At 42.4% G+C, this 25,243-nt stretch carries 22 protein-coding genes, 6 tRNA genes and 1 riboswitch; of the genes, 21 read left to right on the top strand and 7 right to left on the bottom strand.

The features are described from left to right. Nucleotides 1-197 precede the first annotated feature (197 nt). A riboswitch (cobalamin riboswitch) is annotated at nt 198-355 on the top strand. A gap of 125 nt (nt 356-480) precedes the next feature. The 6 genes from FTU65_RS08935 to FTU65_RS08910 all read left to right on the top strand — a co-directional run bounded on the left by FTU65_RS08935 (nt 481) and on the right by FTU65_RS08910 (nt 6,970). Further along, nucleotides 481-2,349: a TonB-dependent receptor domain-containing protein gene (locus FTU65_RS08935; RefSeq protein WP_180065265.1), complete on the top strand. Its 1,869-nt coding sequence runs from the start codon at nt 481-483 to the stop codon at nt 2,347-2,349. Nucleotides 2,350-2,508: 159 nt separating this feature from the next. Next, complete coding sequence (locus FTU65_RS08930) at nt 2,509-3,150, top strand: phosphoribosylanthranilate isomerase (protein WP_180065264.1); 642 nt, start codon at nt 2,509-2,511, stop codon at nt 3,148-3,150. After that, entirely contained in the window at nt 3,134-4,360 is a 1,227-nt protein-coding gene (trpB, locus tag FTU65_RS08925) for a tryptophan synthase subunit beta (RefSeq protein WP_111885382.1), read from the top strand. The genes FTU65_RS08930 and trpB overlap by 17 nt, the downstream gene beginning before the upstream one ends. Nucleotides 4,361-4,565: 205 nt before the next feature. Further along, the gene (locus FTU65_RS08920) at nt 4,566-5,291 is read left to right on the top strand and encodes a CPBP family intramembrane glutamic endopeptidase (RefSeq protein ID WP_180065263.1); all 726 of its coding nucleotides are present in this window, start codon (nt 4,566-4,568) and stop codon (nt 5,289-5,291) included. A 22-nt stretch (nt 5,292-5,313) separates the two neighbouring features. Further along, nucleotides 5,314-5,838, top strand: coding sequence for a DUF1543 domain-containing protein (locus tag FTU65_RS08915; protein ID WP_180027143.1), 525 nt, complete (start codon nt 5,314-5,316; stop codon nt 5,836-5,838). Between the two features lie 139 nt (nt 5,839-5,977). Further along, complete coding sequence (locus FTU65_RS08910; RefSeq protein WP_180065262.1) at nt 5,978-6,970, top strand: DUF2804 domain-containing protein; 993 nt, start codon at nt 5,978-5,980, stop codon at nt 6,968-6,970. Between the two features lie 51 nt (nt 6,971-7,021). On the opposite strand, the gene FTU65_RS08905 is transcribed toward FTU65_RS08910, so the two are convergent. Continuing rightward, a complete protein-coding gene (locus tag FTU65_RS08905; protein ID WP_180065261.1) occupies nt 7,022-7,897 on the bottom strand; it encodes a metal-dependent hydrolase in 876 nt (291 codons plus the stop codon). 145 nt (nt 7,898-8,042) lie between these two features. Between FTU65_RS08905 and FTU65_RS08900 the strand changes: the two genes are divergently transcribed. After that, on the top strand, nt 8,043-9,071 hold the full coding sequence (locus FTU65_RS08900) for an AraC family transcriptional regulator (RefSeq protein ID WP_180011756.1): 1,029 nt from the start codon (nt 8,043-8,045) through the stop codon (nt 9,069-9,071). An 84-nt stretch (nt 9,072-9,155) separates the two neighbouring features. Here FTU65_RS08900 and FTU65_RS08895 read toward each other — a convergent pair whose 3' ends face one another. After that, nucleotides 9,156-10,490: a Na+/H+ antiporter NhaC family protein gene (locus tag FTU65_RS08895; RefSeq protein WP_180065260.1), complete on the bottom strand. Its 1,335-nt coding sequence runs from the start codon at nt 10,488-10,490 to the stop codon at nt 9,156-9,158. Nucleotides 10,491-10,853: 363 nt separating this feature from the next. Here FTU65_RS08895 and trpA point away from each other — a divergent pair, with 363 nt between their 5' ends. The 4 genes from trpA to FTU65_RS08875 are packed head-to-tail and all read left to right on the top strand — an operon-like array spanning nt 10,854 to nt 14,804. Beyond that, a complete protein-coding gene (gene trpA, locus FTU65_RS08890; RefSeq protein ID WP_180065259.1) occupies nt 10,854-11,657 on the top strand; it encodes a tryptophan synthase subunit alpha in 804 nt (267 codons plus the stop codon). Continuing rightward, nucleotides 11,654-12,550: an acetyl-CoA carboxylase, carboxyltransferase subunit beta gene (gene accD, locus FTU65_RS08885; RefSeq protein ID WP_168378778.1), complete on the top strand. Its 897-nt coding sequence runs from the start codon at nt 11,654-11,656 to the stop codon at nt 12,548-12,550. Before trpA ends, accD begins: the two co-directional genes overlap by 4 nt. Further along, nucleotides 12,547-13,830 (top strand): bifunctional tetrahydrofolate synthase/dihydrofolate synthase, encoded by a 1,284-nt coding sequence (gene folC / locus FTU65_RS08880; RefSeq protein WP_180065258.1) that lies wholly within the window; start codon nt 12,547-12,549, stop codon nt 13,828-13,830. Before accD ends, folC begins: the two co-directional genes overlap by 4 nt. Next, nucleotides 13,827-14,804, top strand: coding sequence for an SPOR domain-containing protein (locus FTU65_RS08875; RefSeq protein ID WP_078191218.1), 978 nt, complete (start codon nt 13,827-13,829; stop codon nt 14,802-14,804). Before folC ends, FTU65_RS08875 begins: the two co-directional genes overlap by 4 nt. 20 nt (nt 14,805-14,824) lie before the next feature. On the opposite strand, the gene FTU65_RS08870 is transcribed toward FTU65_RS08875, so the two are convergent. The 3 genes from FTU65_RS08870 to FTU65_RS08860 form a co-directional block, all read right to left on the bottom strand. Beyond that, nucleotides 14,825-15,364, bottom strand: coding sequence for a dual specificity protein phosphatase family protein (locus FTU65_RS08870; RefSeq protein ID WP_373683458.1), 540 nt, complete (start codon nt 15,362-15,364; stop codon nt 14,825-14,827). A 49-nt stretch (nt 15,365-15,413) separates the two neighbouring features. Further along, nucleotides 15,414-16,241, bottom strand: a complete 828-nt coding sequence (locus FTU65_RS08865; RefSeq protein ID WP_180065256.1) for an MBL fold metallo-hydrolase — start codon at nt 16,239-16,241, stop codon at nt 15,414-15,416. A gap of 304 nt (nt 16,242-16,545) precedes the next feature. Continuing rightward, nucleotides 16,546-17,181, bottom strand: coding sequence for a peroxiredoxin (locus FTU65_RS08860; protein WP_078194127.1), 636 nt, complete (start codon nt 17,179-17,181; stop codon nt 16,546-16,548). A gap of 337 nt (nt 17,182-17,518) precedes the next feature. On the opposite strand from FTU65_RS08860, the gene secA reads away from it, so the two are divergent. From secA to FTU65_RS08810, 10 genes are all read left to right on the top strand, one after another. Continuing rightward, entirely contained in the window at nt 17,519-20,242 is a 2,724-nt protein-coding gene (gene secA, locus FTU65_RS08855; protein ID WP_180065255.1) for a preprotein translocase subunit SecA, read from the top strand. 144 nt (nt 20,243-20,386) lie between these two features. After that, nucleotides 20,387-20,743, top strand: coding sequence for a hypothetical protein (locus tag FTU65_RS08850; RefSeq protein ID WP_078194125.1), 357 nt, complete (start codon nt 20,387-20,389; stop codon nt 20,741-20,743). A 160-nt stretch (nt 20,744-20,903) separates the two neighbouring features. Beyond that, nucleotides 20,904-22,124, top strand: a complete 1,221-nt coding sequence (gene argJ / locus FTU65_RS08845) for a bifunctional glutamate N-acetyltransferase/amino-acid acetyltransferase ArgJ (protein ID WP_180035849.1) — start codon at nt 20,904-20,906, stop codon at nt 22,122-22,124. Between the two features lie 153 nt (nt 22,125-22,277). Beyond that, on the top strand, nt 22,278-23,345 hold the full coding sequence (nadA, locus tag FTU65_RS08840) for a quinolinate synthase NadA (RefSeq protein ID WP_078191211.1): 1,068 nt from the start codon (nt 22,278-22,280) through the stop codon (nt 23,343-23,345). Between the two features lie 154 nt (nt 23,346-23,499). After that, nucleotides 23,500-23,576, top strand: a tRNA-Pro gene (locus FTU65_RS08835). A gap of 45 nt (nt 23,577-23,621) precedes the next feature. Then, a tRNA-Arg gene (locus FTU65_RS08830) sits at nt 23,622-23,698 on the top strand. 44 nt (nt 23,699-23,742) lie between these two features. Beyond that, nucleotides 23,743-23,818 (top strand) — tRNA-His (locus FTU65_RS08825). Between the two features lie 3 nt (nt 23,819-23,821). Then, nucleotides 23,822-23,898 (top strand) — tRNA-Pro (locus tag FTU65_RS08820). A 105-nt stretch (nt 23,899-24,003) separates the two neighbouring features. Beyond that, nucleotides 24,004-24,079 (top strand) — tRNA-His (locus FTU65_RS08815). A gap of 17 nt (nt 24,080-24,096) precedes the next feature. Next, nucleotides 24,097-24,173 (top strand) — tRNA-Pro (locus FTU65_RS08810). Nucleotides 24,174-24,287: 114 nt separating this feature from the next. On the opposite strand, the gene FTU65_RS08805 is transcribed toward FTU65_RS08810, so the two are convergent. Beyond that, nucleotides 24,288-24,767: an OmpA family protein gene (locus FTU65_RS08805; RefSeq protein WP_180005407.1), complete on the bottom strand. Its 480-nt coding sequence runs from the start codon at nt 24,765-24,767 to the stop codon at nt 24,288-24,290. A gap of 8 nt (nt 24,768-24,775) precedes the next feature. After that, nucleotides 24,776-25,126: a diguanylate cyclase domain-containing protein gene (locus FTU65_RS08800; protein ID WP_180011738.1), complete on the bottom strand. Its 351-nt coding sequence runs from the start codon at nt 25,124-25,126 to the stop codon at nt 24,776-24,778. Nucleotides 25,127-25,243: the final 117 nt, after the last annotated feature.

Below are 25,243 nucleotides of genomic sequence, written 5' to 3'. Positions count from 1 at the left end.
GATAGAACACAGTGAGCAGGTATCGGACTGGCAAATTTACTTTTGCGCACCGTTGCGGGGGCAGTGTTGTGGAAACTTCCCATGCCAACTGTTGTGAATGGCTTAAGTATAGTGAACTCCGATTATTCGAACAATCGAAACTATGGGGTATTTGAAGATAGGTGCATATACAGCTTGACTTGCTGTGGAGCAGAAATTAATCTGCCTGCGCTTCAGGTGCTTCCTTAATTGAGAAGTGAAACTGGGAAGTTAGTCCAACAGTCTATAGCTGTTGTCATCTGACACTGCCCCCGCAACGGTGAATCGTTATTCAATAACGTAAGTCCGGAGACCGGCCTGATGCAGACCTATTCATAATGCGGCGGGCGTTATAGCGGGATTGCATCATTGCGCCAATATTGGCCTTGCATTGCTGACCCTGAATCCCCCTGCGTTATCCATTTTATTATTCGCACGGGCGGTGCGATCGGGGAATACAGCATGCATTCTTTTTCTAAGACTCTACTCGGGTCACTTTTTGTTTTATCTCCACTTTCTGCTGCGATGGCAGCAGACCAAGTTTATCAACTTCCAGTGATTACCAACACGGTTGCCAATATTGTTGAGCAAGACGCACAAAAAACCTTGGCGGCAGTCACCGTAATCAACCGTGAAGAAATTGAACGCAAGCAATTTACTTCTTTGCAAGAATTGCTTCGTACAGTGCCGGGCGTAACATATAGCAATACTGGTGGTTTAGGGAAAACAACCAGTGTTTCTATTCGCGGTACGGGTAATCGCCATGCATTGGTCTTGGTGGATGGTCAAAAGGTAGGTTCAGCAACGCTTGGTGAAACGGCTTTTGAACACTTCCCAATTGATCAGATTGAGCGTGTCGAAGTTCTGCGTGGTCCGCGTTCTAGCTTGTATGGTTCAGAAGCGATTGGCGGTGTAATTCAAATCTTTACCCGTAAAGGCACGCAAAACGGCATAAAACCATTTGCATCTTTTACCTATGGTTCGCATGAAACGTATCAAGGGAATGTTGGTTTAAATATTCGCCAAAATGATACTTGGGCAACACTGAATGTTGCAGGAACAAAAACTCAAGGCATTGATGCGACAAATATTGCGGAGCCTTATGACCTTGATAAAGATGGCTATGAAAACAAGTCAGCATCTTTACGTATGGGGCATAAATTCAATGATCAGTTTGATATTGATGCAAGTGTTTTAGTTGTTGATGGTGAAAATGAATATGATAATAGGGATGACTGGGGTTCTCCTTATATTGATGCAAAAAATGTGCATAGTAAAATCGAGCAAAATGTTTACAGCATTGGTGCTACCTACAAGCCATTTGATGTGTGGACTACAGGATTAAAGTTAGGTCGCTCTGAAGACAAGTTAGATAGCCGAGATGGCTATCCATCAGTGATCAACACTCAGCGGGACAGCTTATCTTGGCTGAATACATTGAACTTTAATCAGCAAAATACATTGATGCTTGGCTTTGATTATCAGAATGATGAAGTCTCAGGTACTAAAGCTTATGCTGTTAAAGAGCGTGATAACAAAGCTTATTTTGCGCAATATCTAGGTTCATTTGGTAACTTCGATGTGCAAGGTGCAGTCCGTCAGGAAGATAACGAGCAGTTTGGTAATCATACGACTGGAAGCGCAACTTTAGGATATCGCTTCAATGATGCCATACAAACTTATGTCAGCTATGGCACCGCATTCAAAGCCCCAACATTCAACGATTTGTATTGGCCAGGAAGTGAAAGCCCGACATTGGTTCCAGAGGAATCTGAAAACTATGAAGTTGGTTTCAAGGGCGTGGTCAGCAATGTTCAATGGGAGCTAAACGCTTTCCATAATGAAATTGAAAACATGATCGCATGGGCACCAAATGCATCGGGGAACTATGTTCCAAGCAATATAGATAAAGCCAAAATTAAAGGCGCTGAACTATCACTTACTCAGCAGTTGAATAATTTTCTTTGGAATATCAATTATACCTATCAAGAGCCTGAAAATGAGACAGCAGGGTCCCATGGCAAGCAGTTGGTCTTAAAGCCAAAGCAAATCTTTAATGCATCAGCTGATTATACGATGGATAAATGGACTGTCGGCGCTTCAGTTCATGCCGAAGATAAGCGTTATACCAATGCTGCAAATACTGATGAGTTGGGTTCTTTTGCCACAGTAGATACGCGAGTAACTTATCAAGCAACGCCTGAATTCAGTGTTCAAGCCAAGCTTGCCAATATGTTTGATAAAGAATATTCGACCAACTACAGCAATAGCACTTTATTTAATCAAGACGGCCGCACAGCTTGGATAACCTTACGTTATGCGATGAAATAATTCATTAAAATTTCAAAAGGCCCTGATCATTCAGGGCTTTTTATTTTTGCGCAGTAATCATGCTGAAAATCCACGCAATGCATGAAAATTGCATTACAATGATTCGCCTTCATATTCATAGATAGGCTATGAATAGGGCGGAGTCAGAGCCAAAACAACATGCGAACCCGTGCCAAAATCTGCGGAATTACACGTACTCAAGATATTCAGTCTGTCGTCCAAGCTGGTGCAGATGCGATAGGATTTGTATTCTTTGCGCCCAGCCCGCGCAGTGTAACGGCAGTGCAGGCCGCTGAACTGATTCAGCATGTGCCGCCGTACGTGCAGACCGTGGGTTTATTCGTGAATGCGTCGGCTGTGGACATACAGGCTATTTTAAAAATTTCACCTGTAGACATACTGCAGTTTCATGGCGATGAAAGCCCTGAACAGTGCCAAACGATTGCGAAGTCCGTTGGACGCCGTTGGTATAAAGCCATTCAGGTCAAACCCGATTTGGACGTGATTAGAGAGATTCAAGCTTTTCAGCAGGCAGGGGCAAGCGCCGTACTGTTAGATGCATGGCATCCTGAGCTGAAAGGCGGTACAGGGCATAGCTTTGACTGGGCACAGTTCCCAAAACTCGATATTCCTTTAATATTGGCAGGTGGTTTAAAGCCTGACAATATTGAAGAAGCGATTCAAACCACTGGCGCTTACGCCGTAGATGTGAGCGGTGGTGTAGAATCGGCAAAAGGTATTAAAGACCAACAACTCATAGAACGCTTTATGCAAGGAGTCCATCGTGGATCAGCAAAATAAGATTGACTATACCCAATTCCCTGACGCACAAGGGCATTTTGGTATTCATGGCGGGCGTTTTGTGTCAGAAACTCTTATGGCAGCACTTGAGGACTTAGAAAAACTCTATTTCCGTATGAAAGATGATGCACAGTTTTTGGCAGAATTCGACCGTGACTTGGCGTATTACGTCGGTCGTCCAAGTCCTTTGTATTATGCTGAGCGATGGTCGAAAGAGTTGGGTGGTGCGCAAATTTACTTAAAACGTGAAGACCTGAACCATACAGGCTCACATAAAGTGAATAACACGATTGGTCAGGCTTTGCTGGCTAAACTTTCAGGTAAAAAACGTATTATTGCCGAAACAGGTGCAGGTCAGCACGGTGTAGCAACGGCAACGATTGCAGCACGTTTAGGCCTTGAATGCGTGGTGTTCATGGGTGCAGAAGACGTAAAACGTCAAGCGATGAACGTGTACCGTATGCGTTTACTCGGTGCGACTGTTGTGCCTGTAGAAAGCGGTTCAAAAACATTGAAAGATGCTATGAACGAAGCGATGCGTGACTGGGTCACAAACGTAGATTCTACTTATTACGTGATTGGTACAGTTGCAGGCCCGCATCCATATCCGCAATTGGTTCGTGATTTCCAATCAATCATTGGTCGTGAGGCGCGTAAACAAATTCAGGAACAAGCAGGCCGTTTACCGGATGCACTTGTTGCATGTGTGGGCGGCGGTTCAAATGCAATGGGCTTATTCTATCCATTCTTAAATGATGAAGATGTGAAAATGTACGGTGTTGAAGCTGCAGGCTACGGCATTGAAACGGGCAAGCATTCTGCACCATTAAACGCAGGTCATGTCGGTGTACTTCACGGTAACCGTACGTACTTGATGTCGGATGATCAAGGTCAAATCATTGAAACACATTCAATCTCTGCAGGCCTGGACTACCCAGGTGTAGGCCCTGAGCACAGTTTCCTCAAAGATATGCACCGTGTGAACTATGTGCCAATCAATGACACTGAAGCGCTACAAGGCTTCCGTGATTTAACCCAAATTGAAGGTATTATCCCTGCATTGGAAAGCTCACATGCGATGGCTTATGTGACGAAACTTGCGCCGACCATGGACAAAGACCAAATTATTATTGCGACTGTATCAGGCCGTGGTGATAAAGACTTAATGACCGTTGCCCGCATTGATGGCGTGGAAATGGTTGAGATGTAAATTCCTTTAAGCCCTCTCCTTTAAGGAGAGGGTTTGGGAGAGGTTATATATTCTGAAATATCAAATCGCGCAGAAGCAATTCCGCGCGATTTTTTTTATGACCATAAATGTAAGTCTAAAAAGGCCTACAAAAAACAAGCAAAGTTAAAGAGTGAGATAAGTCACAATATTGCTGAAATTTATAGCGTTGAAAGACTCAATAATAATGACATTTACACACTTGGTTCGTGCTGAATCATTTCCTCAAAAAATCAGTTGGAATGCACGGGATACTTTTGCGGTACTCATCATTCCTTTGATTTTGCTGAATAGCTTTGTCTTGGATCAATTGTTCGGTGCGTCGGTTCAAGTTGCTTTGGGCGATTCGATTTTTCGCGGCATTTTATTTATTGCTGTATGTTGGCTCTATAAAACGATGCTGTATACGCACTGGCAAAAGTATAAGCAGGCCTTTTGGCGCTCAAGCCTGTTGGTGGTTGTCGGTGCAGTCGTCTTACAAGTGGTGATTTCTTTTACACGCAGTCTGTTGCCCGTCGGTGAGAGCATTGAAAAAGAATCGACCATTGATCCTAATACGATTGCGTTTTTTAGCTTGCTGATCATCAGCCTTGGGCCATTATTTACCGCTTTGCTTGAAGATATTATTTTCCGCTATACCTTGCTGCAAAAGCTGTTTGTACAGCCGTGGCTATGGCGAGTGATTTTGGTCTTACTGAACTCAATCTTATTCGGCTTGATTCATTATCATAATTTTGATGGCGATTTGATTGCGACCATCAGTTTTATGGCGGCAGGCCTATTTCTCAACCTGATCTATTTGTGGACGCGTAACATTTGGCATGTCTTACTCATTCATTTCATTAACAATGCAGTACTATCGCTAGGCGGCGTGATTTTATTGAAATTGCTTCAGCCCTATGTGGGCAGTTGAAGTCAAAAATAGGGGGAAGATTGTGTCCAGTTTATTTATGGTGATGCTCGGCGGACGCCATCCAAGAGCAAATATTGAAGTGCATGACGTCATTCTTGCAGTGGGTAACGCATTAGAAGAGGTTTATCCGCAACTGAGAACGGCATGGTTTGGTGAGCAAAAAGGCTTACATATTGATGCTTGGGCACAAGTACATACAGTCAGCACTGAAAATCGGCATTATCGCATCCAATTTTGTGATGCCGCGCCCCGAGCTGAAGATGAAAAATTATGGCTGATTAATCTCGGGGGATATGATGCCCGCGAATTTGGTGAATTACATCGTTATGTTTTGGTGACAGGACAAAATGCCGTTGTTGCAAAACAACGAGGCAAGGCTTTTTTTGAGTCACATTGGCAAAAACAGCATACCGACCGAACCCTAGATGTTGATGATTGTATTACGATTGATCATGTGTATGGGCGCTATATCAAATTGGTTGAAACGCCGCATAGCCAGCAAAATTCATGGAAAAATGATTACATCTTAATAAATGAACATTTGTGATGATTAAGAGCTGAAATGTCAGCTTTTATATTTTTTTGTGATATTCGCCTGAAATCAGATGGATTGTCTTTTCAGGCGTTAAATAATAGGCATAATAACATTCAGGATTTAGACCTTAAACCTCAATGGAATGGCGTATATGGATTTAATACGGCCGAATGGACAGCCGCATTATGGGCGTTTTAGTGAACTTCCCAATCGTATCGATTTAAGTAAGTATGAATATAAGACACCGTATGGAAAACGACTTCAAGGTTGGCGTAAGCGTTTAAAATATAAAAAATTTAAATTTTGTTGTATTCAGCATGAACATTATACGATTGGTCTAGCGATTGCCGATATCGCGTGGGCGGGGCACGGTTTTGTCTATGTGTATGACCATATTACGAATGAAGTGTTGGAATGGAATTCGATTAATTTCCTGTCACGCAATACCGTTTTAGATGAACAACCTTTATTTAATCAGAGTCATTTTATTAAGTCAGGGATTCAACTGGACATTCAGCATGCCAATGGTGTGCGATACATTCAAATGTCGAAACATGGCGAACTCAAACTGAGCGCTCGAGTGTTTTGTGCGGGGACTGATCCGCTGAGTATGTGTAGCCCCACAGGGATTAATGGTTGGACCTATACTCAAAAATTGACGACGTTAGGGTGTGAAGGTTTCTTCATCAATAAGCAAGGTAAGACCATTCAATTCCATGACCGGACATTGGTGTCTTTAGATGATACCTGTGGTTTTCTTCGTCCTGAAACCGCATGGTTTTGGATGTCGTGTAACTTTTGGGATAGTCAAAATCGACGCGTTGGGATCAATCTTGCCTCAGGGGTAAATGAAAGCTTTGGCAATGAAAATTGCCTTTGGGTCAATGGACATCTGTATGCCATGTCTGATGTGCTGTTTCAGCAACAAGGCGATAATCAATGGAATATTAGCTCATTAGACAACAGCTTAAATTTGATCGTCACCACAGGTTGGCGACGCTATGAAAACCTGAATTTAAGATTGGTCGGTAGTCAGTTCAGTCAATGGCAGGCAAAAATTAGCGGTACAATTCAACGTGATGGCGAAGAAATAGTATTCTTAAATGAATATGGTTTACTTGAGCAGCACTATGCCAAATGGTAAGTCTAAGCCTATAAAAAAGCCGCAATCGATGCGGCTTTTTTTATTCAATTTTTATTTTGCAGCTTGCCAAAACACTTCTGCAGCTTGAATTGGATCATTGGTTTCTTCATAAGTTTTTAACCAAAGATCATAATTTTGCACAATGGGATGCTGACTCGGATGGAAGTCTTTTTTAAACCAATCTCGATATGGCTTGCTCATACGGGTGAGGGTGCCATTTTTACCAAAGAACCACGGTAAGCCTTTCATATTTAATTTTAAACGTTCAGTGAAACTAAAGCCGTCATGTCTTAGCATCACATTGGCACGGTATAAGGTAAAGCCAAGCATCAATCCACTGGTCCAGACCAAAGTAAATTTCTTTAGATTTTCATCGACCTTAGCCACATCTTTCATCACATCAAAAGCCACATCGCGATGTTCCATTTCTTCTATCGCATGCCAAATAAATAATGCACGGACATAAGGATGCGCAGATTCTAGTACGGACTTTTGGCTACAAAAGGTTTCAGCCATCAGTGCAGTCAAATGCTCAGCAGAAGCCGTCATGGCAATGTTGTATTCAGGTGAGCGCTTGCTCAGTTCAAATTTAAAAATTTTATTCAGACGTTTAATGAACGCATCGACAGGCATGCCTTGTTGTTTCATCAACATATTCATTTTGTCATGCGCCATACCGTGCTGCGCTTCTTGACGAATAAAGTCAGCGACACGTTGCTGTAAATCAGGGTCTTGAATTTGACTGCGGAACAGACGTACAGATTCAATAAAATAGCGCTCGCCATCAGGAAAGGTCAGGCTCAAGGCATCAAACATACGAGTTAAAAAGGGGTCTCCCCCAAACCAATAGCGCGGGATTTCTTCTAACTTAAAATTCAGTTTTGTGCGAACAATAGGTTCGACTTGATATTTGACGATAGCATTCATGATATTTTTTCTGTGCGAGTCGTATTGATTGCAGTATGTCGGAGAAATTGCACTTTGTTTTGACAGATATTGCCAATTTTTATACATTTTACGCCATGATGAAAATATAAAATGTCAGAATTGGCAGGTCAGAAAGAGGGGCGAGATGGCTGAAATTCAGATCCCAAATGGTTACTTCCAATTGTGGAATATGGTCTTAATTGAGCGTGAATTAAACTATACACAGCTCGAATGGATTGCGCCGTATGCTGCGCAAATTCAGCATGTGCTGTCTTTGCCGATCGACTCTCAATCGCCGAATTCTTTTTTTAACAGCATCATGCAACTGACTCAGCAGCATCTGGATTGCCCGCAATTGGTTTTTGAAATGGCCAAGTATATTCGTGCGGAGCATTTTGGGGTGTTAGGCTATATGGCGACACTGAGTAATAGCGTAGCAGATGCTTTGCAATATGTGATGCGGTTTAGTCGTTTGGTGATTGATGGCGCGCAAATTGTGCCGATGAATATGAGCCATCAAGATCATCAAATTATACTGTCTTGGCCACAGCATGATGATGAATATGCTTTGGTGAATGAATTAACGATGGCCTGTATGGCACATTTGGCCAAGCAAATTTTTCCAGATTCTATAAAGTTACTCCGCATTCATTTTGCCCATGCGCCGCGGATGGCACGTTATCACTATGAAAAGTTTTATGGCTGCCAAATGGAATTTTCGACCCTTAAATATTCATTTGTGATTCATGCCGATAGTTTGGATTTAAAGTCAGAACTTGCTGATCCGTCACTGATGCAATTGTTATTACGCCAAGCCGAAGAGGCGATCGCCGCTCGTCCGCAACATGCAGATCCAATTCTACAGATGCAACAATGCATCGCTGATCATCTCAAACGAAAACAGCAAGCCCCTAAAATAGAGTGGTTAGCAGAGGAGTTACATCTGTCAGTCAGAACCTTGCAACGACAGTTAAAGGAGAAAGACACTTCGTTTAAACGGCTTTTGGAGCTTGAACGGATGAAACGCTGTGAATATCTACTTTCACAACAAACCCATTTGACGGATATCGCGTTGCAGTTAGGATATTCAGATCAGTCTGCTTTGGCACGTGCTTTTAAGGCATATAGCGGAGAGACATTATTAGCGCGAAAAAAAACCTTGAGATTAGAATAAAACTTGCAGATTGCTCGTTAAGAAAAGCCTTTTAAACAACATTAAAAAAAGCGGTCAAACGACCGCTTTTCTTTAAAGCCAAGCTTATGCCGCAGCTTTTAATTTTGGATACCGAAGTAAAATGGCAAGGATGGCAAAGATTGCCAAGACCCAACAGTAATACACACTACCAATCAGTTCCACAGGCGAAAGTTTTGCGATCGAACAAGCCAGTAACAGCTGTGCACCATAAGGAATGAGACCTTGGACTACGCAAGAGAAAATATCCAAGAGTGCAGCCGCACGTTTAGGGTCTACACCATATTCTTTCGCGACTTCACGTGCCATGTCACCAGATAAAATAATTGCGACAGTGTTGTTTGCCACAAATAGGTTGGAGAAAATCACCAAGAAACTGATACCAATTTCCCCCGCGCGTTCAGCACCAACTTTAAAGCAGCGCGTCATGCTGTAAATGCGTTGAATCAGCCATTCTAAACCGCCTTCTTTTTGCATAATGGCAGAAATACCACCCAAGAAAATAGAAAGCAGGGCAACTTCAAACATGCCGGTAAAGCCGTCATAAATAGAATTATTTAAGCTTAATAAATTAAATTCAGGTTGAATCACCAAACCAATCAAACCAGATAACAAGACACCAATGGTCAGTACAGCAAGCACGTGTAAACGTGAAAAGGCCAAAATAAATACGGCTAAATACGGCAAGATCAGCCACGCATTATAGGCTTTGTGTTCAATCGCTTGTGAGCCTTGACTCATGAATAAATAAATACAAATACTAATAATCGATGCAGGAACAGCAATCCAGACATTGACCTTAAATTTATCGCGAAGCTGAACTTTTTGACTGTTCGTTGCAGCAATAGTGGTATCTGAAATCATCGACAGATTATCACCAAACATAGCACCACCGACCACAGCACCAATGGCATACACCGCTTCAATTTCGGTGACTTGAGTAAAACCAAAGGCAATTGGTGCACAGGCTGCAATAGTGCCCATGGAGGTTCCCATCGCTGTGGCAATAAAGGCCGCAATAATAAACAGCATGGGCAGCACGAACTCAGGCGCAATCATCGATAGTCCCAACTGCACTGTTGCATCGACACTACCGATGGCACTGCTGACACTGGCAAAAGCACCAGCGAGCATAAAGACCATGAACATTAAGATCAAATTCGGGTGGCTAGCACCTTTCATAAATGTATCAATCGCGTCATTTATCTTGCCGCGATAGAGCAAAATTGCCAATACAATTGCAGGAAGAGCAGCGACTGGGGCTTTCACTTGATAGAACGCAAACTCAGTTCCAATGATGGAATGGTAAATACCACTGCCCAAAAAAATGGTCAGAAAAACAATAAGCGGGAGCAGTGCAAATGCCCGAGCAGGCACTTTCACTTGTGAATCGGAGGACATAGGAGATAAAAAAATAAAAGTATGCGGCTAGTATAAAGCAGGTTTTGCAATTTAAGGAAAATTAAAATGTAAATGCTAAGCCTGTTATTTTTAACATTTTTTTGATGATAAAATTAAGTTAATCTAAAACCTTATAATTTTGCCAGATCCTAAAATTAGGCATCTTTGATCATTGTGAAAAAAACTGAAATATCGGTAAATGATGCTTTCGGGTTGTTCTGGAAAATTATGTTTGCATGAGAAATGCCGACAGAGGATTGTATGCCCTGTTCAATGGGTAAAAAATAGCGTTACAATGCGATGTCTTGTATTTCGACAAAACCCACATCATAGTTTTGATTCATTCAAGGAAAGTATAACCCTATGTCACGTTTAGCCACTCGATTTGGAACGCTTAAATCTCAACAGCGTAAGGCCTTGGTTTCTTATGTTATGGCTGGTGACCCTCATCCACAAGTAACGGTACCTTTGTTACATCAAATGGTTGAGGCAGGTGTAGATGTGATCGAATTGGGCCTTCCATTTTCAGACCCAATGGCGGATGGTCCTGTTATTGCACTTGCCGCTGAGCGTGCACTTGCTGCAGGAACCAATACTCTAGATGCCTTGAACATGGTGAAAGAGTTCCGTAAAAACGATACAGAAACACCAGTAGTACTGATGGGCTATTTAAACCCCGTTGAAGTAATCGGCTATGAAAAGTTTGTTGCCTATGCACATGAATGCGGTGTAGATGGCGTGCTCTTGGTGGACCTTCCACCAGAAGAAGCAAAAGATCTAGATGCAGTATTGAAAAAATACGACATGGATCAAATCTTCTTACTTGCGCCAACATCCACTGATGAACGTATTCAGCATGTAGTAAAACAAGCCAGTGGATTTATCTACTATGTTTCTTTGAAAGGTGTGACAGGTGCAGCGACTTTAGACGTTGCTGAAGCTGCGGCACGTATTCAAAAAATCAAATCGTATAGTCAGGTACCTGTCGGCGTTGGCTTTGGTATCAGTGATGCAGCATCGGCGAAAGCCATGGGTGTTGCTGCGGATGCTGTGATTGTAGGTAGTGCTTTTGTTAAACAATTTGCAAACTTAGCGCCAGAACAAGCTGTAATCGAAACAGTGAATAAAGTGAAGGAGCTTCGAGCTGCGCTCGATGAGTTAGTATGAGTCAAGACGCAAAAACAGGCAAAATTCTGAGCGCATCTACGCCATGGACAGAGCGTGCGGTACCAGGTATTCATGTACCTGATGAACAGCAAGCATTAAAGGCGACATTTACTGAGCCGACGATTGAATGTCCTGAGTGTCATGCACTTGTGACTCGTACTGCGATGTCATTTAATGCCTACGTTTGTCCGCAGTGTGATGAACACTTGCGAATGAAAGCGCGTGATCGCTTGAACTGGTTCTTTGACCAAGTACAAAAAGAATTGGGTCAAGAATTTAAAGCCAAAGATCCACTTAAATTTGTAGATAGCAAAGCGTATCCAGACCGTATGTCTGAAGCGCAGAAAAAAACCGGTGAAACAGAAGCTTTAGTGGTAATGCAAGGAACGCTGAAAGGCATTCCAATGATTGCGACTGCTTTCGAATTTGATTTCATGGGCGGCTCAATGGGCACAGTGGTCGGTGACCGTTTTGTTCAAGCGGCTGAACTTGCGATTAAAGCTAAACAACCGCTTATTTGCTTCGCTGCTTCTGGTGGTGCGCGTATGCAAGAAGGTATGTTGTCATTAATGCAAATGGCGCGTACTTCTGCTGCCATCCAAAAAATGAAAGATGCAGGCTTGCCTTATCTAGTGGTATTGACACATCCTGTCTATGGTGGTGTGACTGCATCATTAGCAATGCTCGGTGATGTTCATTTGGCTGAGCCAAAAGCCATGATTGGTTTTGCTGGTAAGCGTGTGATTGAGCAAACTGTACGTGAAAAATTGGACGAACCGTTCCAACGTGCGGAATATTTGCTTGATCATGGTGTAGTCGATCAAATTGTCCACCGTCATGCATTACGTGATACAGTTTATCGTATTGTAGCGAAATTGATGAATTTGACTTGAACACAGCACCACTTGCATCTGATTCTTTAAGTACATGGCTCGATTATTGGAGCCATGTTCATGTTACGGGTATTGATTTAGGTTTGGAACGGGTGATTCCTGTTGCAGAACGACTCGGTGTAACCCAGCCTGATGCGAAAGTGCTGACGGTCGCGGGAACAAACGGTAAAGGTTCAACCACGACCACTTTGGCTGCGATTTTAAATGCCCAAGGGTATAACGTGGGGCTATACCAATCACCGCATATCTATCGATTCAATGAACGTGTAAAGCTTCAAGGTGTTGAAGTAGCCGACCAAATCCTGATTGATGCTTTTGTAGCCGTTGATCAGGCGCGTCGTGAATGTGAATTAAGTTTATCTTTTTTTGAAGCGACCACTTTGGCCGCTTTTGTTATTTTTAAACAGCAACATTGCGATGTATGGGTACTTGAAGTAGGCCTAGGTGGTCGACTTGATGTGGTCAATGTCGTCGATCCAGATGTTGCAGTGATTACCAATATTGGTTTAGACCATACCGATTGGTTGGGCGACACCATTGAAAAAATTGCTTTTGAGAAAGCAGGAATTATTCGTCCAAATATTCCCGTAATTTTTGGCGGGCAGCAAGTTTTGCCTGAAGCCATTCGTCAAAAAGCAGAAGATTGCCAAGCTGCTTTACATGTACTCAATCGTGATTATTTTTATCAGTACAGTGATGACGGACAATCTTGGATGTTTGCTTCATCAGGTACAACTTTAAAACTGCCCGTGGGTTCTTTGGCGCTCGAAAATATCTCTACGGCTGTAGCAGCAATATTGGCCAGTGGTTTAGTGGTCTCTCAGCAGTCGATCGCTCAGGGGATTATCAATGCCAAGTTACAAGGCCGTTTTGAAGTTAGAGAAATTGCAGGTAAAACGGTGATTTTCGATGCGGGACATAACCCGCATGGTGTTGAATTTTTGTTAAAGCAATTGCGAAATTTTCTCCAGTACAATAAACAATACACAGAAGTGATCAGCGTTTTCTCCATGCTGACTGATAAAGACATAAATTCTGTCGTTAACTTATTGAAAGATACGGTAAGAATGTGGAAAATTGCACAATTAAATGTGCCACGTGCGGCATCTATCACACAATTGGATAGCGCACTGCAGCATCAAGTCGTAGAACATTATGACAATGTGCAATTAGCTTTTAAGTCCGCGCTGGAAGAAACAAAGAATAATCAGCTGATTCTGGTATGTGGTTCATTTCATACCTTAGAAGCGGTATGGGAGTATCTGGAAGAATGTCAATGAATAACAAACAACGCTGGATGGGTGGTGTTGTTTTATTAGGTGGTGGTGTACTGCTGGCCGCACTTTTACTTAAAGGCAAAGAAGAAATACATCAAAATCAAAGCCAAACCCCTGAAATGGCTCAAGTTGAGCAACAAGGTCAGGGTGCGGGTAAAATGTCATCATTGACTGTTGATGTTGAAACTGAAAAGCGTTTGCTCGAAGAACAACGACGTACCCGTGAAAAATCGGTTGCGGAGCAAGAAGCACGTGCAGCAGAATTTTTAGCGATGCAACAACAAGCGGAAGCGGATGCAGCACGTAAAGCAGCAGAAGAATATGCAGCTTTAAACGCACATCGTTCAGCTCAACAAAGTTCGGATAATATTCCGCCCGAATTGGTTGAAGATGAAAAAGCCAAGCAAAAGCGTTTAGCTGAGGATAAGTTGGCGGCTCAAAAAAAGTTAGAGACTCAGTCGGCGCAGCAAAAGGCTGATCAGGCACGTATCGCAGCAGATAAACAAAAAGCCGAAGCAAAACGTAAAGCGGATGCTCAAAAAGAAGCTGAACGTAAAGCACATGCTGAAGCTGAGAAAAAAGCAGCAGATAAGAAAGCAGCCGAAGCGAAGCAACAGGCTGAAGAAAAGCGTAAAGCCGAAGAAAAACACAAGGCAGAAGAAAAGCGTAAAGCCGAAGCCAAGAAAAAAGCTGAAGCTGAAAAAGCACGTGATCTGTTGGAAAATGGCGATAAGCAATGGATGGTACAAGTTGCTCTAGCTGCCAATGAAGCCAATGCAGATGCCGTCGCTGCAAAATTACGTGCAAAAGGCTATAAAGTGACGAAGAGTCCTACATCTAAAGGCATTCGTATTATGGTTGGCCCTTCGAAGGACCGTGATGCTGCGGACGCAACACGTAAAAAGATCAATTCAGATGCAAGTTTGAATATGAAATCGGCTTGGGTGATTGATTGGGTACCTCTCGATAAACGCTAAGTTTATTTGAGAAATGACCTTTAATAAGATGGATTCAGTAGTTGTTGCTGAATCCATTTTATATTTTCAGGGCTGAATAAACGGTCAATATTTTTCCAAATAGGGTGGAAGCCATAGCCACCTTGTTTCATTTCACGTTTTGCTTCCTCAATGGACCAATGCTGAAAAATTATACGGTACATGGCCGCACTCGCGCCTGTACGGTCTGAGCCGTGGTAGCAATAGATTAATACTTTTTGCTGCTGTTGTTCAGCCACTTTTATGGTTTTCATCACCGCCAATAAATCTTCACGATCGATTTGCCACGTGTGTATCGGAATATGTACAAAATTAATCTTTTGCATATCAATAGCGTTGTCTAAGCGTTCTGGGTCATGATGCCGCGAACGTAAATTTATGATCACATCGATGTGCTGTTCTCGTAGAATAGGGGCGAGATCTGCATCAGGTTGTTCACTGCGAAATACTGTTGGGCTGATCTGATAAAAATTATGCTGTTGATGAACGACTTTTCCCCAATGCTTAGGACGTTCATTTAACGGTAATGGATTTGATGTCATGCAACCCGTGAAGCTGAAGCTAACACTAAGGAGGATCATTGGCAGGATTTTAGCGGTCATTGCTTGTGTTCTGATAGCGAGCGAGTTCGAATGGGTCATGTGCGCAGATGAGATCGATGTCCGGATGCTGTGCTAACTGCTGAATCTTATGAAGTGTGTGCAGTCGCTGTGTATTGTCGGTGGCAAATAAACGCTCAAGCTGATTTAAGGCCCGCGAATGAAAATTTGGATTTAATTGATGCTGTGAGTAATAAGCATCGCCGCAATATAACAACCAGCGATGGTTGTTTTTAATCGCAATACCGGCATGACCCGCGGTATGTCCCAAAAGTGGGAGCATTAAAATATCCTCTTGAAAAATAGACAGACCGGCAGTGTGTTCTAAGTTAAACCATGCTTGCGTCCCGATGCTTTCGATAAAATTCCAATAACGATGCAGTTGGAATTGCTGTGGTCGATAGCGCAGTCGTGATTTTAAGCTATGAAGGTTTTGAGTGGCATTATATTCACTGGCTAAGACATGCACAGTCGCCTGCGGAAAATCAGAGATCCCGCCAGCATGATCAAAATCTAAGTGTGACAACAAAATGTGTTGAACATCTTGAGCCTTAAAACCTAATTTTTGAATTTGATGAATCGCACTTAGTTGCGGATTAAATTTAATCTGCGCTGTGCGTGAAATAAACCGACCTAAACGATTTTGTGGATGTAAATAATCTTGTAAGCCCAGTCCTGTATCGACTAAGACGAGCCCTTTATCAGTTTCAATGAGCAGGCAATGACAAACCAAATGTGCGCGAAAGCCTTTCTGTCCAAATAAAGGGGCACACGTTGGACAAAAACTACCACAATGTAAATGATGAATTTGATGAATCACGGTTTGTTGTTTTCAAGTTTTTCTTAGTTATAACGGAATTGTGATGTTTAACCAATCTAATCCCAGAGAGGAATTTGTAATCAAAAAAAAGCTCATCCGAAGATGAGCAGGTTGGAGAATGCCAGAACGGGCTCGTAATTCGTTCTGAGGGGAAAACTATAAGTAACTATAAGTAACTATGGTTATGATTCTGAGTTGGGTCAGGTGCTGCACTTAAAAATAGTTAAATTTGTACCTTCGCTTTGGTCACTCACAGCAGAGCTTCTTATCTTGCGCTCGGACAGCGTAATGCTCCGTTTTATCCTCACTTAGGTTGAGGCGTTAAACGAAGGTAAGGCGTAACTGCGTTATATCCTTGAGGAAAGCGTTGTTTGATTTCCTCTTCATCTTTTAATGACGGCACAATCACCACATCTTCACCTTGTTGCCAGTTGGCCGGTGTTGCAACTTTATGGTTGTCTGTCAGTTGCAAAGAGTCAATGACACGTAAAATTTCATGGAAGTTACGCCCTGTAGATGCAGGATAAGTAATGATTAAACGGACCTTTTTATTTGGATCGATGATCACCAAAGAGCGAACAGTTAATGTTTCGCTGGCATTGGGGTGAATGAAATCATAAAGGGTAGACACTTTACGGTCTTTGTCTGCAATGATCGGGAAGTTCACCGTGGTATTTTGAGTATTATTAATGTCATTAATCCAACCATGATGCGACTCAACATCATCAACAGACAGGGCAATGGCCTTGACACCACGTTTGCTAAATTCATCTTTTAGTTTTGCGGTAAATCCAAGTTCTGTGGTGCAGACTGGGGTGTAATCGGCTGGATGCGAAAATAAAATGCCCCAACTGTCACCTAAAAAGTCATAAAAATGAATGCTGCCTTCGCTTGAGTCTTGAGTAAAGTCTGGTGCAGTATCACCTAAACGAATCGTCATGGAATATCCCCGTATTTATTGAATTTGTTTAACTCAAAAATAAATATGAAGGATTTTTTTTATGATTAAAAATAGTGTTTTTTCATTTCTTTATGAATATATTTCATATAAAACAGTTTTATTGGGGGATAAATGCGAAATATCTCACGACAGAGTCACTATGTTGTCTGCAGAAAATTTGTTACATTAGCTTGCCTTAAGTCTCCGGGGCTAGAACCCGAGCGCAGAATATTTAAGGGGATTTTTGTGCAAAACCCTTGTACTTCGAATTTCTAGCACCATAATAACGACTAAGAAAATATATTCATTTGACAAGCAAGATTTAGAGAGTCTATTCATGTTGGCAAGTCTGATCGGAGGAATCTTCGGTACCAAAAATGAGCGCGAACTCAAACGCATGCGTAAAATCGTAGAGAAGATTAATGCGCTCGAGCCGACGATATCTGTTCTAAGCGATGCAGACTTATCTGCAAAAACTGAAGAATTCAAAGAACGTTATAAAAAAGGCGACAGCCTTGATAAATTATTACCTGAAGCGTTTGCTGTTTGTCGTGAAGCTGCAAAGCGTGTCATGGGCATGCGTCATTATGATGTACAGCTGATTGGTGGTATTACTTTACATGAAGGTAAGATCGCAGAGATGCGTACCGGTGAAGGTAAAACCCTCATGGGAACGCTTGCTTGTTACCTCAATGCGATCAATGGTGAAGGTGTTCACGTGATTACGGTGAACGATTACTTGGCGCAACGTGATGCTGAATTAAACCGTCCATTATTCGAATTTTTAGGTTTAAGCATTGGGATTATTTACTCAATGCAAGACCCAACTGAAAAAGCTCAAGCGTATCGTGCTGACATTACTTACGGTACCAACAACGAATTCGGTTTCGATTACTTGCGTGACAACATGGTGTTTTCTGCTGCTGAGAAAAAACAGCGCAGCTTAACCTATGCCATCATCGATGAGGTCGATTCGATCCTGATTGATGAAGCACGTACACCGTTGATCATTTCTGGTCAATCAGAAGACTCATCTCAGTTGTATGCTGCAATTAACAGCATTCCACCAAAACTTCATGCACAAAAAGAAGAGAAGGTACCAGATGGTGGTCACTTCTGGATTGACGAAAAACAGCGCTCTGTAGAAATGACCGAAGTCGGTTATGAAACTGTTGAAGCTGAATTGATTCAAATGGGCTTGCTTGCTGAAGGTGAAAGTCTATATTCATCTGCTAATTTAAACTTGGTGCACCATGTTTCTGCGGCTATTCGTGCGCATTACCTATACCAACGCAACGTGCATTACATCATTCACGAAGGTGAAGTGATCATTGTCGATGAAAACACTGGTCGTACCATGCCGGGTCGCCGCTGGTCAGAAGGTTTGCATCAAGCGGTAGAAGCCAAAGAAGGTTTGGAAATTCAACCTGAAAACCAAACACTAGCAACCACAACATTCCAGAACTATTTCCGTCTTTACAAGAAATTATCAGGGATGACGGGTACTGCAGATACTGAAGCTGCAGAAATGAAAGAAATTTATGGCTTGGATGTTGTACTTATTCCAACCCATCGCCCGATGATTCGTAATGACCAAAACGATTTAATCTATTTAAACCGTGAAGGTAAATACAACGCCATCATTCAAGAAATTCAACGTGTTCATGAAGCGGGTGTTGCACCGATCCTGATTGGTACAGCAACCATTGAAGCCTCTGAAATTTTATCAGATAAGCTGAAAGAAGCAGGCATTCAACATGAAGTGCTCAATGCGAAACAACATGAGCGTGAAGCGGATATTATTGCGCAAGCGGGTTCACCGCGTGCAGTGACGATTGCTACCAACATGGCCGGTCGTGGTACTGATATTCTGTTAGGTGGTAACTGGAAAGCGTTGCTGGCGAAGATTGAAGAGCCGACTGAAGCAGATGAAGCACGTTTGAAAGCAGAGTGGGAACAAAATCATGAAATGGTGCTGAACTCTGGTGGTTTACACATCATTGGTTCAGAACGTCATGAATCTCGTCGTATTGATAACCAGTTACGTGGTCGTGCGGGCCGTCAAGGTGACCCAGGTGTATCACGGTTCTACTTGTCGCTTGAAGATGACTTGATGCGTATCTTCGCGGGTGATCGCGTAGTTGCAATGATGCGTGCCATGGGTCTGAAAGAAGATGAAGCCATTGAACATAAAATGGTGTCACGCTCGATTGAAAATGCACAACGTAAAGTTGAAGCACGTAACTTCGATATTCGTAAAAATTTATTGAAATACGATGACGTAAACAACGAGCAACGTAAGATTATTTACTCTCAACGTGATGAAATTCTTGAAGAAGCATCATTGCAAGATTACATCGAAACAATGATTCACGATGTGACTAAAGGCATGATCGAAGTATATATTCCACCTGAGTCTATTCACGATCAGTGGGATATTGAAGGTCTTGAAAAAGCACTTCGTGAAGATCTATCGATTGAATTGCCAATTTCGCAGTGGCTAGAGCAAGATCGTCGTTTAGATGAAGAAGCTTTGGTTGAACGTATTACTGATGAAGTTCTTCAGCATTACCGTTCACGTCGTACACAAATGGGTGACGAAACGGCTGCAATGCTAGAACGTCACTTTATGTTGAATTCATTGGACCGCCATTGGAAAGAGCATTTGGCAGCGATGGATTACTTACGTCAAGGGATTCATTTACGTGGTTATGCGCAGAAAAATCCTGAGCAAGAATACAAAAAAGAAGCCTTTAACTTATTTGTAAACATGCTTGCTGTGATTAAGTCAGATGTCGTGACAGATTTATCTCGTATTCATGTGCCTACAGCCGAAGAACTTGCAGAAATGGAAGCTCAAAAACAGGCTCAAGCTGAATCAATGAATCTTCAATTGTCACACAACGACTTTGATAATTTGTTGGCTGAAGCCAATGGTAATGATGTTATCGATGCGCAGTATACCCCTGCAGAGCAAGTGATTGTTCCGCCAGAAAGTCGTAACTCACCTTGCCCATGTGGTTCAGGTCTAAAATATAAACAATGTCACGGTAAAATCTAAACAGCATTGTTTAATTTCAAATAAATCAGAGCCTTCGCGCTCTGATTTTTTATTTACACTACTGATCTGACCTGAATAGTATTTGCAGTTCAGTAGATTAAATGTTATTTAGTTTCTATCAATAACCGTAAGACGGAAAAGACAATGAAAAAAGTACTAAAACCGTTCATGATTGCTGCTTTGGCTTTGCCAACTTTTGCCTTTGCAAACGCTCCTCAGACGACTTCTTTAGAGAAAGTTCAACAAGCAGTTGGTCCAACAACAACTCAAGTACAGGTTGGTACTGACGGTCAAGTGACTGTAGCAAGCCCGCGTACGGGTATTCGTTATACCTTTGCCAATCCAAATCGTCCAATCGTATTGCAAACTGCAAAAATTGCAGCAGCCAATGCGGCGAATGCTGACCGTATTGTGGCTGAAAACCCAGCCCTTTCTGCTGCGAGTCAACAAAAAGCGAAACAAGTGCTTCTTGATGAAGCAACTCAGCTTGCGCGTAACTAATTTACGACGAACATCGATAAAGACCAGTCGAAAGACTGGTTTTTTTATGTGCAAAAGAAATCCACAATAAAATTACAGCAAAACCGTGCTTCTGCTCGATTTTTTATAGATTTTGCACTAAGCTGTATTTTTTATAACTCATATAGTTGGACGTTGAAAAATGGCAGTTGGTGACGTATCTATGCCACAGATGCATGTGGTGAAAGGTGTAAAAATCGGTTCGGCTGAAGCGTATGTGCGCTATCAGAACCGACGTGACCTTGTCATTTTTGAATTTGCTGAAGGTTCTAATGTTGCAGGCGTATTTACTCAAAATGCATTTTGTGCCGCGCCTGTTCATATTTCGAAAGCACACTTATTAGCAGGTAATCCACGTTATTTGGTGATTAATACCGGAAATGCCAATGCCGGTACTGGCAAAATCGGCATGGCAAATGCTGAGGCGACGTGTGCGAAACTGGCAGAACTGGCAGGTGTTCAAAATACAGAAGTTCTTCCATTTTCAACAGGTGTAATTGGTGAGCAATTACCTATTGATCGTTTGGTTCAAGGCTTGCAACCCGCATTAGATAGTTTGCAGGAAGATGCATGGTTGGATGCGGCAACGGGCATTATGACCACAGATACAACACCTAAAGGTGCATCTGAACAGTTCGAACTAGATGGCGTTCTGTATACCATGACAGGTATTTCTAAAGGCGCAGGCATGATTCGTCCAAATATGGCGACCATGTTGAGCTATGTGGCAACTGATGCACCCATTAGCCGTGAGCTAGTGCAACAGCTTTTGAAAACCACAGTTAACCTGTCGTTTAACCGTATTACGGTGGATGGTGATACCTCAACGAATGACTCATGTATTTTGATTGCAACGGGCCAAGCTGGTGGCGTAGAAATTACTTCAGAATCAGATTCACGTTATGCTGCTGTTTTAGACGTGTTAACACGTGTAATGAAGCGTCTTGCACAGCTCATTGTCCGTGATGGTGAAGGTGCGACGAAGTTTATTACTGTGGCGGTAGAAGGTGGTGCAGATACTCAAGAATGTTGCGATATTGCTTATAGCATTGCACATTCACCGTTGGTTAAAACTGCAATCTTCGCATCAGATCCAAACTGGGGCCGTATTTTGGCAGCTATTGGTTATGCCGGTGTGCCAAACTTAGATGTTGAAAAAATTCAGGTCTGGTTAGGTGATGTTCAAATCTGTAAAGACGGTGGTGCCGCAGCAGATTATACCGAAGCAGCAGGGGCTGCAGAGATGGAGAAATCTGAGATCACGATCCGTGTAGATTTAGGACGTGGCAGTGCTCGAGATACTGTGTATACCTGTGACCTGTCGTATGACTATGTCAAGATTAACGCAGATTACCGTTCATAAGGTATTTGATGTTTTTGAAAAGCCTCCGTTGTGAGGCTTTTTTATAAGTGGAACTTTTTAATGACCGGTAAAAAATAGCCAAGTGCCATATTTATGGGTCAGTTGTGAAGCACCTGTGTAGTAACAGGCATTAAGGATAGAGAAGACGTTGTGATGAATAATGCAAACAACTTAATTGCAAATGAAGCAAAATCAATTGTACAAGCGCATTTGGATCGTTTGGGCGATGTTAAAGAGCATCACTTAACGGAGGCTGCAAAGCTTGAAAAGTTTGAATTAATTAAAGCGGAACTCAAAAAACGTAACGCTGTCCTTGTTGCACACTATTACTGTGATCCTGAAGTGCAGGAACTAGCAGAACTGACGGGTGGATGCGTTTCGGATTCACTTGAAATGGCACGTTTTGGTCGGGATCATGAAGCAACGACGTTGGTGGTTGCAGGAGTAAAATTCATGGGGGAGACCTCGAAGATTTTATCTCCTGAAAAAACTGTATTGATGCCAACCCTAGAAGCAACATGCTCACTTGATTTGGGTTGTCCTGTCGATGAATTTACCAAATTTTGCGATGCACATCCGGATCATACGGTTGTGGTATATGCCAATACCTCGGCGGCAGTGAAAGCGCGTGCAGATTGGGTGGTAACCTCGAGCTGTGCTGTTGAAATTGTTGAGCATTTAGATAGTTTAGGTGAAAAAATTATTTGGGCACCCGATCAGCATCTCGGTCGCTATATTCAAAAGAAAACCGGTGCAGACATGTTGCTATGGGATGGGGCATGTATTGTCCATGAAGAATTTCGTGCACGTGGTATTGCCAATATGAAAGCGCTGTATCCCGATGCAGCAGTTTTGGTACATCCAGAGTCACCAGAATCTGTGGTGGATATTGCAGATGCCGTCGGTAGCACCTCGCAATTGATCAAGGCTGCACAAACCTTGCCACACGAACGTTTAATCGTGGCAACAGATCGCGGTATTTTTTATAAAATGCAGCAAGCTGTACCGAATAAAATTCTCATCGAAGCACCGACGGCAGGTGAAGGAGCGACTTGTCGTTCATGTGCGCATTGCCCTTGGATGGCGATGAATGAATTGGATGGCATTCTGGAAGTTTTACAAAAAGGCGATCAGGAAATTTTTGTAGATCCGGCATTGGCTGAGCGTGCTAAATTGCCTTTAGATCGGATGTTGAATTTCAGCGCCAGTTTAAAACGTTAATTTTTGCTTGAAAAATGATTAAAGTGCTTGATAAATAATCGCTTGAAATGATTTTTTATGTTTTTTTGAAGATAGGTGTTGACGTTAATCAACGTCACGCCTAGAATGCACACCGTACCGCACGATATGCGATACAGCGAAAGCTGAGATGAAACGGAGCATAGCACAGCCTGGTAGTGCACCTGGTTTGGGACCAGGGGGTCGTAGGTTCGAATCCTACTGCTCCGACCAATTTCTCAAGGCAAAAATCGCGTGATAGTCTATGTCATCGGTAATGCGCCTGTAGCTCAGTTGGATAGAGCATCCGCCTTCTAAGCGGATGGTCACAGGTTCGAATCCTGTCAGGCGCGCCATTTTAATGGTGTTCTGATAATAGAATCTGAAACTTGTTGTGATGGTGGATGTAGCTCAGTTGGTAGAGCCCCGGATTGTGATTCCGGTTGTCGTGGGTTCGAATCCCATCATTCACCCCAATTCGGAGCATAGCACAGCCTGGTAGTGCACCTGGTTTGGGACCAGGGGGTCGTAGGTTCGAATCCTACTGCTCCGACCATTTTCTCAAAGAAAACGGTCGATAAAAGATACCGCATACAGCGGTTTTTTTATGCCTGTAATTTAAAATGCGTTATATTGGTTATTCACAAGCAAGAACATGATGGTGGATGTAGCTCAGTTGGTAGAGCCCCGGATTGTGATTCCGGTTGTCGTGGGTTCGAATCCCATCATTCACCCCAACTTTTAAAGTTGAAAGCGGAGCATAGCACAGCCTGGTAGTGCACCTGGTTTGGGACCAGGGGGTCGTAGGTTCGAATCCTACTGCTCCGACCATTTATTTCAAAAACAATACTGTAAAAGATGCCGCATATAACGGTTTTTTTATGCCTAAAATTTATAAACACAATAAAAAAGCCACCATAAGGTGGCTTTTTTATATTTCACTATTTAGGGAATGATCGTGACATTTACGCGACGGTTGATGGCACGATTGGTTTCAGTGTCATTAGAGACCATCGGCTGTTCAGCACCACGGCCAATAATTTGAATATTTGAACTGTTATAACCTTGCTTTAAAAAGACGTTTGCGACGCTTTGCGCACGTTTTTCTGACAGTTGTTGGTTGTAATTGGCTTGTCCAACATTATCCGTATGACCAATAAACTTAATTTTGTTTAGGTCATATTTAATCAGTTGAGTGGCGAGGGTATTTAGTTTGCCTTCTTGGTGAGGTTGTATTTGATAATCATCAAAACCAAATAAAAGTCGTTCTGGTAGGGCAAGTGTCCAACCATCATTGGTCAAGACAAAACCTTCTTTTTTAAGCATACGTGCTTGTTTATAGCTTAAGTTACCTAAACTCATGCAGGCTGTCATAGTAGCCGTGAATGCAAGTATAAATAAAACTTTAAATGCGTTCTTTAACATAGCAAATCCTATGAGTTGGGGTGGTGTAGTGCAATGCACCAATGATTATTCGAAAGTTTAGCATCATACATCGCGCGTTCCGCATCTGCGATCAAATCTTCTGGCGATTTTGCATTTTGGATAAGTGCCACACCAATATTAGCTTGTAATGCAATATTATGTTGCTCATAAACAAATGTGGAACTATAGCAGTCATGTATTTTGTGACAAAAGACTTCGAGTTCCGTCAGGAAGTTTAAGCGATTGATAATAATTGCAAATTCATCACCACCGAGTCGCGCAACGAAAGCATCATCTGGCAGTGCTTGCTTTAAACAGTGTGATGAGGCGCGTAGTACTGCATCACCAGCTATAGCCAAATCCTAAAAACTATAGAACAATAGAGATATGGGATATTCAAAAGATTTTAAAGACAAAGTCATAGAAATTATGATTCGAGATGAAATGTCTGTGCGAAAAGCAGCACAGCATTTTAA

The sequence above is a fragment of the Acinetobacter sp. YH12129 genome (assembly GCF_013418685.1).
GTDB classification, from domain to species: domain Bacteria; phylum Pseudomonadota; class Gammaproteobacteria; order Pseudomonadales; family Moraxellaceae; genus Acinetobacter; species Acinetobacter amyesii.
This window is presented reverse-complemented; position numbering and strand designations above follow the sequence as displayed.